Below are 415 nucleotides of genomic sequence, written 5' to 3'. Positions count from 1 at the left end.
CAGCGCTGAATGCGACCTCTGTGGCGAGCAGGTCGATCTCGATGAGGCGATTCCAAATCCCCGCGGCGAACCATGCCACCAGCGCTGCTGGGCAGAGTATACAGGTGCGCCTGAGTGGTTCAGTGAGTACGTGTAGTGTAGCGTGTCGTAAAAACAGTCATCGCCAGTTTGCCACGGTACAACTTGAGCATAAAGTGTTGATATATGTATGATTACAGAAGCCGGTGCAAGATATAGAGGGTGTATGCAGCACGGTGGCAGCGTTTGTTACACTCTTGCTCTACCGAATCAACCTACGGTCTATGGTGCGAGTTTCATGGGATGCCGTCCCTCTCAAGCCCGGATTAGCGAGAAGAACGAGTACAAGACGAAGAGGATAGAAACGCCGAGAAAATACCAAGCTGCGCTATCATTT

1 protein-coding gene is annotated in these 415 nt (G+C 51.6%); it reads left to right on the top strand.

What is annotated here, in order from left to right; all coding sequences use genetic code 11:
• Positions 1–208: 208 nt before the first annotated feature.
• The coding region (locus tag EPY72_RS19615) for a hypothetical protein (RefSeq protein WP_210423471.1) at positions 209–415 on the top strand (207 nt) is incomplete at its 3' end.

This window comes from Halorussus marinus (assembly GCF_004765795.1).
GTDB lineage: Archaea > Halobacteriota > Halobacteria > Halobacteriales > Haladaptataceae > Halorussus > Halorussus marinus.
This window is presented reverse-complemented; position numbering and strand designations above follow the sequence as displayed.